Origin of the sequence: Rhodococcus sp. ENV425 (assembly GCF_002887785.1) — a bacterium.
GTDB lineage: Bacteria > Actinomycetota > Actinomycetes > Mycobacteriales > Mycobacteriaceae > Rhodococcus > Rhodococcus aetherivorans.
Map to the genome: position 1 here is coordinate 10,678 of NZ_PCZU01000054.1, position 6,351 is coordinate 17,028.

Annotated in this window: 7 protein-coding genes; 1 reads left to right on the forward strand and 6 read right to left on the reverse strand. The window is 70.5% G+C overall.

The genetic code is table 11. From position 1 onward, the window contains the following. From CQZ88_RS04225 to prmC, 3 genes are all read right to left on the reverse strand, one after another. On the reverse strand, positions 1-1,076 hold a 1,076-nt coding region (locus tag CQZ88_RS04225), incomplete at its 3' end, for an MraY family glycosyltransferase (RefSeq protein ID WP_258008437.1). A gap of 18 nt (positions 1,077-1,094) precedes the next feature. Beyond that, complete coding sequence (locus tag CQZ88_RS04230; RefSeq protein ID WP_029542940.1) at positions 1,095-1,757, reverse strand: L-threonylcarbamoyladenylate synthase; 663 nt, start codon at positions 1,755-1,757, stop codon at positions 1,095-1,097. Between the two features lie 36 nt (positions 1,758-1,793). Further along, positions 1,794-2,714 (reverse strand): peptide chain release factor N(5)-glutamine methyltransferase, encoded by a 921-nt coding sequence (prmC, locus tag CQZ88_RS04235; protein WP_029542938.1) that lies wholly within the window; start codon positions 2,712-2,714, stop codon positions 1,794-1,796. 119 nt (positions 2,715-2,833) lie between these two features. On the opposite strand from prmC, the gene CQZ88_RS04240 reads away from it, so the two are divergent. Then, complete coding sequence (locus CQZ88_RS04240) at positions 2,834-3,304, forward strand: hypothetical protein (protein ID WP_006944374.1); 471 nt, start codon at positions 2,834-2,836, stop codon at positions 3,302-3,304. 24 nt (positions 3,305-3,328) lie between these two features. On the opposite strand, the gene prfA is transcribed toward CQZ88_RS04240, so the two are convergent. The 3 genes from prfA to rho all read right to left on the reverse strand — a co-directional run. Beyond that, a complete protein-coding gene (prfA, locus tag CQZ88_RS04245; protein WP_006944377.1) occupies positions 3,329-4,408 on the reverse strand; it encodes a peptide chain release factor 1 in 1,080 nt (359 codons plus the stop codon). A 111-nt stretch (positions 4,409-4,519) separates the two neighbouring features. After that, complete coding sequence (gene rpmE / locus CQZ88_RS04250; RefSeq protein ID WP_006944378.1) at positions 4,520-4,753, reverse strand: 50S ribosomal protein L31; 234 nt, start codon at positions 4,751-4,753, stop codon at positions 4,520-4,522. Between the two features lie 141 nt (positions 4,754-4,894). After that, on the reverse strand, positions 4,895-6,351 hold a 1,457-nt coding region (rho, locus tag CQZ88_RS04255), incomplete at its 5' end, for a transcription termination factor Rho (protein ID WP_258008438.1).

The following is a 6,351-nucleotide window of genomic DNA, read 5'->3' on the forward strand; positions in this document are numbered from 1 at the left end:
TCGAGCAGGGAGGAGCCGACGGCCCCGAACGCGAGCACCCCGACCCACAGGTAGATCAGCAGCACCACCCGGCGGTGCGAGTGCCCGATCTGCAGCAACCGGTGATGCAGGTGCATCTTGTCGGGACTGAAGGGGCTGACCCCGGCCCGGGTGCGCCGGACGATCGCCAGCAGCAGGTCGAGAATGGGGATGAACATGACAGCCCCGACGAGGATCAGCGGGGAGAGCAGGCCGAGCAGGTCGCGGGTGCCGTAGGCGGCCAGGGGGATGCGTCCCGACGCGCTCGTCGAGGTCGCCGCCAGCATCAGGCCGATCAGCATCGATCCGGAGTCGCCCATGAAGATCCGGGCCGGTTGGAAGTTGTGCGGCAGGAAGCCGAGGCAGGCGCCGGCGAGGGCCGCGGCGATCAGGGCGGGCGGATACGCGCTGACGTCGCCGCCCTGGTCGTGCAACAGCCCGACGGAGAACGCACAGATCGCGACGGCTGCGATCAGTCCCAGGCCGGCCGCGAGCCCGTCGAGGCCGTCGACGAAGTTCATCGCGTTGATCATCACCACCGCGACCAGCACGGTGAACAGCCCCGCCTGCAACTGGTCGAGGATGAGGGTGCTGCCGCCGAACGGCTCGTAGATGACGATCCAGCTCACGCCCATCACGACGAGCACGCCCGCCGCCGTGACCTGCCCGACGAACTTGGTCAGGGCGTCGAGTCCCCAACGGTCGTCGATGATCCCGACGATCACGATGATGGTGCCCGACACCAGCGCCGCACCCATGTCGGGGGTGTACTCGAAGCCTCTGGTCAGCGCCGGCAGCTGCTGGGCGAACAGCAGGCCCGCCACCAGCCCGATGTACATGCCGACGCCGCCGAGCCGTGGCGTCGGCTGGACGTGCACGTCGCGGTCCCGGGGCACCGCGACGGCACCGAACCGGATCGCGGCGATCCGCACGGCCCCGGTCGAGAGGAAGGTGACGACCGCGGCGGTGAGGAGCACGAGCAGCAGCTCACGGATGGGCACGCCGGCGCCGCGGCCCGACTGGGCCAGCACCAGGGATGCCGTGTCGGCGGCAGTCACTTCGCCCGGTCCCCGCCGTCACTCCCCGCCGGCACGCAGCTGCGCCGGGTCCTCGCCCAGCACCTCCGCGATGTCCTCGACCGCCACGGCGCCCTCGCGCAGCACGCGGGGCCGGTCGGCGGTCAGGTCGACGATGGTGGAGGCGACGGCGTGTTCGGCCGGTCCGCCGTCGAGGTACACGCTCGCCGACCCGCCGAGCTGGGTGCGCGCCTCGTCCACCGTGGTGGCCGGCGGACGGCCGGAGACGTTCGCGCTCGACACGGCCAGCGGGCCCACCTCGCGCAGCAACTCGAGCACAACGGGGTGCAACGGCATGCGCAGCATCACGGTGCCGCGCGTGTCCCCCAGGTCCCATGCGAGCGAGGGCGCTTGGTGCACAACGAGACTGAGACCGCCGGGCCAGAAGGCACGGATGAGTTCCCGCGCCTGCGGACGAACGGTGTTCACCAGGCCGTCGATCGTGTTCCACGAGCCGACCAGCACCGGCACCGGCATGTCCCGGCCCCGGCCCTTGGCGCGCAGCAGACTGGTCACCGCATCGCTGTCGAAGGCATCCGCCGCGATCCCGTACACCGTGTCCGTGGGCACGACGACGAGCCGTCCGGCCTTGAGCGCACCCTTGGCGGCGGTCAGACCGGCGGCGCGGGAATCGGGGCGACTGCAGTCGTAGACGGTGCTCACGGGTTCATCCTTCCACTGCCGCGAACGTGTCCGGCATCACACACCCGTCCCGCCCTGGGATCCGCCGCGCCGCGCCTCCACGTCGGTCGGCACCCGGCGGGCGACGACGAACCGCGGCCGGCCCGCCAGATCGGGGTGCTCGGTCACGTCACCGAACACGCGGCGCTGCGCGAACAGCTCCGCGACCTGGGCACCGTTCGTGTCGTCGTGCTCGACGCCGACGGCACCGCCGATCCGCAGCCAGCGGGCAATGTTCGACACCATCGGCTTGATCACCGACAGCCCGTCGGGACCGCCGAACAGCGCCGAGTGCGGGTCGTGCTCGATCACCTCGGGCGGGAGGTCGGTGCCCTCGGGAATGTAGGGCGGATTCGACACCACGATGTCGACCCGGCCCTCGAGCGAGGTGAGCAGGTTGCGGTCCGTCACGTCGCCCTGATGCAGGAGGATCGGCGTGTCCCCCGCCGCCGCGCAGCGTTCCGCGTTCCGCCGCGCCCAGGCCAGGGCGTGGGGCTCGAGTTCGACGGCGTGGACGACCGCGTCGGGCCGGGCGTGCGCAACGGCCAGCGCGAGGGCGCCCGAGCCGGTGCACAGGTCGAGCACCACCGGCGGATGCTCCTGGAGTCCTTCCAGGTACGCCAGGGCCCAGGCCAGCAGCAGCTCGGTCTCGGGCCGCGGGACGAAGACGCCGGGGCCGACCTCGATGTCGATCTCCCCCATCCCCGTGCTGCCGGTGATGTACTGCAGCGGGATCCGCTTGGCACGCTGCGCGATCATCGCGCGGTACGCGTCGACCATGGCGGGGTCGACGAGCGGCACGAGCCCGAGACGGGTGCGCTCGATGCCGAGCAGATGCGCGGCGAGCAGCTCGGCGTCCACACGCGGGCTGGGGACACCGGCTTCCTCGAGCACCGACACCGCTTCGAGGATCGCCAGGCGCAGGGGTTGACGAGTCACGGCGTACAGACTGCCATGCCGGTCACCACACGGAAACGGACAGGTCACGCATCCGGTCTGCGGCATGATCGAGATCGTCCGTGTCAGGCAGCACTACGGAACTTCGGAAGGATCTTCCTGTGACGAAGTCGGGATTCGCGGTTCGGGCAGCGGCCGTCGTCGCGCTCGGAGCCGCCGGCAGCCTCGCAGCGCCCGGACTTGCCTCCGCATCGCCGATCGACGTCCAACCCACGCCGCTGCTCTGCAGCTACGTCGCGCCGATCCACAGCGTGACCGAGACGGACAGCGACGCCCTCGAGGAGGGTCGGCTGTTCTTCGCCGTCGGCGAGCAGAAGGCGCAGAACGGTCAGGTGGGCTGGGTCAACACGGCCACCTGGCAGACGGGGGGCGCCTCGTTGACCGCGACACCGCAGAGCAGCGACGTCCCGGTCGCGCTGCTGAACACCGGGCCGGGCACCGTCGTGTCCGCCGTGTGGGGACCGCATCAGAACGCGAAGGGCGAGAGCTGCTTCCTGCTTCCCGGCATCGACATCTCGCAGGTGCCCGGGGACGACGATCCGGGCGACGAACCCGGCGAGACCGCGCAGTAGCCGCCCGGGGCCCGGCTCACGGCGTCACTCCGCGGCGAGCCGGGCCTCCCGGTCGGCCTTGCCCAGGGCGTCGAGCAGGGCGTCCATGTCGCCGTCGAGCACACCGTCGAGGTTGTGGGCCTTGAAGCCGATGCGGTGATCGGTGATCCGGTTCTCGGGAAAGTTGTAGGTGCGGATGCGCTCGGAGCGGTCCACCGTGCGCACCTGGCTGGCCCGGCCCGCGGAGGCCTCCGCCTCGGCGGCCTCCTCCGCCGCGGCCTGCAGCCGCGCGGCGAGCACCTGCATCGCCCGTGCCTTGTTCTGCAGCTGGGACCGCTCGTTCTGGCACGTGACGACGATGCCGGTGGGCAGGTGCGTGATGCGCACCGCCGAGTCGGTGGTGTTGACGCCCTGACCACCCTTGCCGGAGGAGCGGTACACGTCGATGCGCAGGTCCGACTCGTCGATCTGGACCTCCTCCACCTCGTCCGGCTCGGGGTAGATGAACACGCCGGCCGCCGAGGTGTGCACCCGGCCCTGGGACTCGGTGACGGGGACACGCTGGACGCGGTGCACGCCCCCCTCGAACTTCAGGCGCGACCAGACGCCGTCGCGCACATCGCTCTTCGACTTGATCGACAGCGTCGCGTCCTTGTAACCGCCGAGGTCGGAGATGGTCGCGCCGAGGACCTCCACGCGCCAGCCGGCGCGCTCGGCGTACCGGATGTACATGCGGGCGAGGTCGGCGGCGAACAGCGCGGACTCCTCACCGCCCTCCCCCGACTTGACCTCGAGCACCACGTCGTCGCCGTCGTGCGGATCGCGCGGGGCGAGCAGGTCGGTGAGGGCCTTGTCGAGTTCGCTCACCCGCTCCTCGAGGGCGGGAATCTCGGTCGCGAAGGCGGCGTCGTCCGCGGCGAGCTCACGCGCGGCCTCGAGATCGTCGCGCGCGGCCCGCAGCTTGGTGTAGGTGGCCATGACGGGAGCGAGCTCGGCGAACCGCTTGCCGACCTTGCGGGCCGTCGCCGGGTCGTTGTGCAGCGCCGGATCGGACAGCTGCTGCTCGAGACCGGCGTGTTCGGCCAGGATGTCGTCGATGGCCGACGGCTTGGTCTGCCCCGCCATGTGATTCGCTCCACTCGTCCGTCGTGCCGATCCGTGCCGCGCCCGGATCGGGATGGAAAAAGGCCGACGCCCGGTCTGTGGCTGAGACAGAACCGGGCGTCGGCGAGACAGCTACTTGTCGGCAGCAGCCTTCTTGGTGTCGCGCTTGCCGTAGCGGGCCTCGAAGCGGGCGACGCGTCCGCCGGTGTCGAGGATCTTCTGCTTGCCCGTGTAGAACGGGTGGCACTGCGAGCAGACCTCGACGGTGATCCGTCCCGACTCTGCGGTGCTGCGCGTCTCGAACGTGTTCCCGCAACCGCAGACGACGGTGGTCGTCACGTAGTTCGGGTGGATTCCTGCCTTCATGGTGTCCCTTTCGTGGCCGCCGGGTCGCCTCCGCGGATCGGAGACGTGAACCGGGACCGGACTGAGCTGTTCGATTATGCCAAACGCATGCCCGGGGGAAGAAATTCCGCCCCCGGGCATGCGGCGCCGCTGCCGCGGCGATCAGTCGTCGAGCGCTCCCGGTGCCGTCTTCGAGACCTGCAGGAGGAACTCGATGTTGCTCTTGCTCTTCTTGAGCCGGTCGATGAGCAGATCGATGGCCTGGTGCGAGTCCAGACCGGAGAGCACGCGGCGCAGTTTGTGCACCACCGCGAACTCGTCGGGGCTCATCAGCAACTCGTCCTTGCGCGTACCGGAGGGGTTGACGTCCACCGCCGGGAACACGCGCCGCTCGGCGATCTTGCGGTCGAGCTTGAGCTCGGCGTTGCCGGTGCCCTTGAACTCCTCGAAGATCACCGTGTCGCCCGTCGAACCCGTCTCCACCATGGCCGTGGCGATGATGGTGAGCGAGCCGCCGTTCTCGATGTTGCGAGCCGCGCCCAGGAACCGCTTCGGCGGGTACAGGGCGGTCGAGTCGACACCACCGGAGAGGATGCGGCCCGACGCCGGCGACGAGTTGTTGTACGCGCGGCCGAGGCGCGTGATCGAGTCGAGCAGGACGACCACGTCGCGGCCCTGCTCGACGAGCCGCTTGGCCCGCTCGATCGCAAGCTCGGCGACCGACGTGTGGTCCGACGGCGGCCGGTCGAAGGTCGAGGCGATGACCTCGCCCTTGACCGAGCGCTGCATGTCGGTGACCTCTTCGGGCCGCTCGTCCACCAGCACGACCATGAGGTAGCACTCGGGGTTGTTGGTCGTGATCGCGTTCGCGATGTCCTGCATCACCGTCGTCTTGCCGGCCTTAGGCGGCGAGACGATCAGGGCACGCTGGCCCTTGCCGATCGGCATGATCAGGTCGATCACGCGGGTGGTCAGGATGTTCGGGGTGGTCTCGAGCCGCAGCCGCTGGTTCGGGTACAGCGGGGTGAGCTTGTTGAACTCCGGGCGGCGCTTGGCGGCCTCGACGTCGCCGCCGTTGACCGTGTCGAGCCGGACCAGCGGGTTGAACTTCTGGCGCTGGTTGCCCTGCTCCCCCTCGCGCGGCACGCGGACCGCACCGGTGATGGCGTCGCCCCGGCGCAGGCCGTTCTTGCGCACCATGTTCATCGAGACGTACACGTCGTTGGGGCCGGCCAGGTACCCGGAGGTCCGGACGAACGCGTAGTTGTCCAGGACGTCGAGGATGCCGGCGACCGGCTGCAGGACGTCGTCCTCGCGGATCTCGGGCTCGCGTGTGTCACCGCCGGCCTCGCCGCGGTCACGTCCGCGACGACGCTCACGGAAGCGGCGCCCGCGGCGCCCGCGGCCGTCCTCGTCGTCCTCGCCACCCCGGCCGTCGCGGCCGTCCTGACGGGGGCCCTGACCACGGTCCTCGCGGCGGCGTTCCCCCTGGTCGCGCTGGTCGCGCTGGCCGTCGCGCTGGTCGCGCTGGCCGTCGCGCTGACCGCGCTCGCGCCGACCGCCGTCGGACGGCTCGGCCTTCTCCTCGGTCTTCTCCTCGGCGCGCGGCTTCTCGTCGG

Bases quoted from the DNA above. Each gene is read 5' to 3' on its own strand.
- prfA (WP_006944377.1), bottom strand. From the start codon at position 4,408: ATGGCGGGGCAGACCAAGCCGTCGGCCATCGACGACATCCTGGCCGAA.
- rpmE (WP_006944378.1), bottom strand. From the start codon at position 4,753: ATGAAGGCAGGAATCCACCCGAACTACGTGACGACCACCGTCGTCTGC.